The organism is Streptomyces sp. OfavH-34-F, assembly GCF_022347745.1.
Taxonomy (GTDB): domain Bacteria; phylum Actinomycetota; class Actinomycetes; order Streptomycetales; family Streptomycetaceae; genus Streptomyces.
Window position 1 is genome coordinate 1 of record NZ_JAKRGC010000500.1, and the last position, 2975, is coordinate 2975.

Consider the following 2975-nt stretch of genomic DNA (forward strand, 5'->3'; position numbering starts at 1 on the left):
TGCGGGCGCCGCCGCGCGCGGCCGGTCCCGCCACCGCGCGGCCAGCGTCCGGCGCAGCCGGGACACCGGGTCGGTGTCCGGGCCGCGCTCCTCGTGCGCCGCCGGCTCGGTGAAGCGGGAGCGGAACACGAGGACCGCCGCCATCGCGGCGAACAGCAGGTACGGTGCCAGGTCCGGCAGCACCGAGACGCCCAGGGTCTGCACCTCGCCCACGGCGACGGCCGCCGCGAACGTCGCCCACAGCGAGCGCAGCCCGCCGAGGACGACGACCACGAGGGACAGCATCAGCACGTTCTCGGAGGTGCCGGGCCCGGGCCCGATGATCGGCGCCCCCAGCACGCCCGCCGCCCCGGCCAGCGCGCCCGCGGCCGCGAGCACACCGATGTGCACGGCGCGGGGGCTGTGGCCGGTGGCAGCGAGCATCTGGGGGTCGTCGGCCGACGCGCGCACCGCCGCACCCACGCGGGTCCGGGTCAGCACCCACGTACCGAAGGCCGCCAGGGCGACGGCCATCGCGATGAAGCCGAGCCGGTAGGCGGGGTAGCGGTGGCCCAGCAGATGGACCGACGAGTCGAGCGCGCCGGGAACCCGCACCGGTAGCTCGTCCGCTCCGAAGAGCTGGATGAGCAGGTCCCCGCCGACCAGGGCGATGCCGAAGGTCAGCAGGGCCTGAGCGAGATGCCCACGCCGGGCGAGGGGCATCGTCGCGGCGGACAGGCCCGCCCCGGCGAGTGCCGCGGCCGCCGTTCCGGCGGCCAGTCCGAGGGCGAGGCCGCCCCAGGTTCCGTCGCTCAGCTCGGCGCCGGTGTAGGCGCCGATCGCGTACAGCATGCCGTGCGAGAGGTTGAGTACGCCGGCGGTGCCGAACGCGAGGCTCAGGCCGGCGGCGACGACGAACAGCAGCAGCCCGTAGGCCACGCCGTCCACCGCCGGCACGAGGTGGGCATCGAGGAGCTCCATGTCAGCCGCCGAGGGTCGCCAGGTCCTGGACCATGACGTTGGACAGCTGGTTGCCGTCCGAGCGCACCTGGCGCAGGTACCACGTCTGCACCGGCGCGTGGGCCTTCTCGCTGAACTCCCAGTTGCCGCGCGGGCTGTCGATCTGGCCCAGGCCCGCGATGGCCTTGTTGATGGTCTCCGGGGTGACGTCGCCCTTCTTGTCGGCGTCCGCGATCGCCTTGTCGAGGACGGCGGCGGCGTCGTACGAGGACATCGCGTACGTGGTCGGCTGGGTGTCGTGCTCTGCGGTCCAGTCGGCGACGAACTTGCGGTTGGCAGCGTTGTCGAGGTCCGGGGCGTAGTTCAGGACGGAGTAGATGCCCTTGGCGGCCGGGCCCTCGGCCTGGAGCACGCTGCCCTCGGTGACGAACGCCGTGTACAGCGGCAGGTCGGCGATGTCGGACTGGGCGTACTGCTTGGCGAAGTCGATGGCCGCCTTGCCCGCGTAGAAGCAGTAGACCGCCTTGGCGTCGGTCTTGGCGATCTCCGCGAAGTACGGCATGAAGTTGGTCGTCTGCGGGAACGGCGTCCACTTGGTCTTGCCGTCCGGGTTGGCCAGCTTGCCGCCGACGCGCTTGAACTCGTCGGTGAACCCGCGCAGTTCGTCGTAGCCGCCCTGGTAGTCCGGGCCGATCGCGTAGACCGGTCCGTCCACCTTCTCCTTGACGTACGGGGCGATGGCCCGGCCCGGCTCGTCGGACATGAAGCTCGTCGTCCACACGTACTCGGGGTCCTTGACCTCGGGACGGGCGTTGGAGCCGAGGAAGGGGATCTTGGCCTGGGTGACCAGCGGCAGGACGGCGTTGACCGAGCCACCGCTGACGAGGCCGGTCAGGACGTCGACCTTGTCCTTCTTGACCAGCTTGGTGGCGGCCGGGACGGCGGTGGGCGGGCCGTCGCCCTCGTCGGCCACGATCAGCTCGACCTTGCGGCCGCCGAGCTTGTTGTCGTGCGTCTTGAGATAGAGGTCGAAACCGGCCCGCAGGTCGGTGCCGACCGGCTTGTAGGTGCCGGACAGCGAGGCGACCAGACCGACCTTGACCGTCTCGTCGCCGGAGCCGCTGTCGCCGCTGCAGCCGGTGACGGCGGCGAGACCCAGGGCGAGGGCGGCCGCGCCCGCGGGCCGGATGAATCTGCGCTGGCGCGTACGGCGGGATATGTCGAAGAACATGTGGGCTCTCATCGGGGGTGTGGGAGTGGACAACGGTGTGACCCGACCGCGGAGCGAGGCTCCGCGGACGGGTCGGTGCGGCCGTGGGGGAACGGCCGGGTCAGCGTGTGGGGGATGTGTGGGGGCTGCGGACCTCGGGGGACAGCGAGTCACCGACCTGGTTGATCAGTTCGGACATCATGTAGCTGACCTCGCCGATGTCCGCGTCCCGGGTCGTGGTGACCAGGAGCGAGGCACCGCTGGAGACGGCCATGGAGAACATGTAGCCGCCCTCCATCGCGGTGAGGCTGTGCTCCACCGGGTCGGTGTCCGTCAACTGGGCCGCCGCCGACAGCAGGTTGACGACGCCGGAGGCGATCGCGGCCAGCCGGTCGGCGTCGTCGCGCTCCACGCCGGTGTACGCGAGCGCGAGTCCGTCCACGGACACGGCTATCGCCTGGGTGACCTCCGGAATGCGTCCGGCGAAGTCGCTCAGAATCCAGCTCAGGTCGGTGGGTGAGGTCATTTCTTGGTCCGTTCGGTTTCGTCATTGTTGGCGGGACGCCCGCGGGGGTTCGTGCTCCGGCTGATGCCCTGGGCGTAGGCCGCGAGGACGTCGGAGACCTGCCGGGAGTCCCGGCGGCGAGGGGTCGTCGGCCGCGGCGCACCGGCGCCGGACCGCTGCTCGGCGGCGCCCCGCTTGCCCAGCGCGGGCCACTGCTGGGGCGCGGTGCGCTTGCGGACCGGCAGGCCGGAGGCGCTGACCCCGGCGATACGGGAGACCGGCTCGTCGTGCACGGGGTGCGGGGCACCGCCCTGCTCGCGG

Annotated in this window: 3 protein-coding genes and 1 pseudogene; all 4 read right to left on the reverse strand. The window is 72.0% G+C overall.

The genetic code is table 11. The annotated features are described in order from the left end of the window. Positions 1–960: branched-chain amino acid ABC transporter permease (locus MHW47_RS33965; RefSeq protein WP_239227695.1), on the reverse strand; the 960-nt coding region annotated here is incomplete at its 3' end. A gap of 1 nt (position 961) precedes the next feature. Beyond that, positions 962–2170, reverse strand: a complete 1209-nt coding sequence (locus MHW47_RS33970) for an ABC transporter substrate-binding protein (protein WP_239227696.1) — start codon at positions 2168–2170, stop codon at positions 962–964. Positions 2171–2270: 100 nt separating this feature from the next. Continuing rightward, positions 2271–2675 (reverse strand): roadblock/LC7 domain-containing protein, encoded by a 405-nt coding sequence (locus MHW47_RS33975; protein ID WP_239227697.1) that lies wholly within the window; start codon positions 2673–2675, stop codon positions 2271–2273. After that, positions 2672–2975, reverse strand: a pseudogene (locus tag MHW47_RS33980) (histidine kinase); the annotation flags it as partial. The gene MHW47_RS33975 and the pseudogene MHW47_RS33980, both read right to left, overlap by 4 nt.

What these genes read in the sequence shown, in the direction of transcription:
- MHW47_RS33970 (WP_239227696.1), bottom strand. Translation starts at nt 2,170, where the DNA reads ATGTTCTTCGACATATCCCGCCGTACGCGCCAGCGCAGATTCATCCGG.
- MHW47_RS33975 (WP_239227697.1), bottom strand. Translation starts at nt 2,675, where the DNA reads ATGACCTCACCCACCGACCTGAGCTGGATTCTGAGCGACTTCGCCGGA.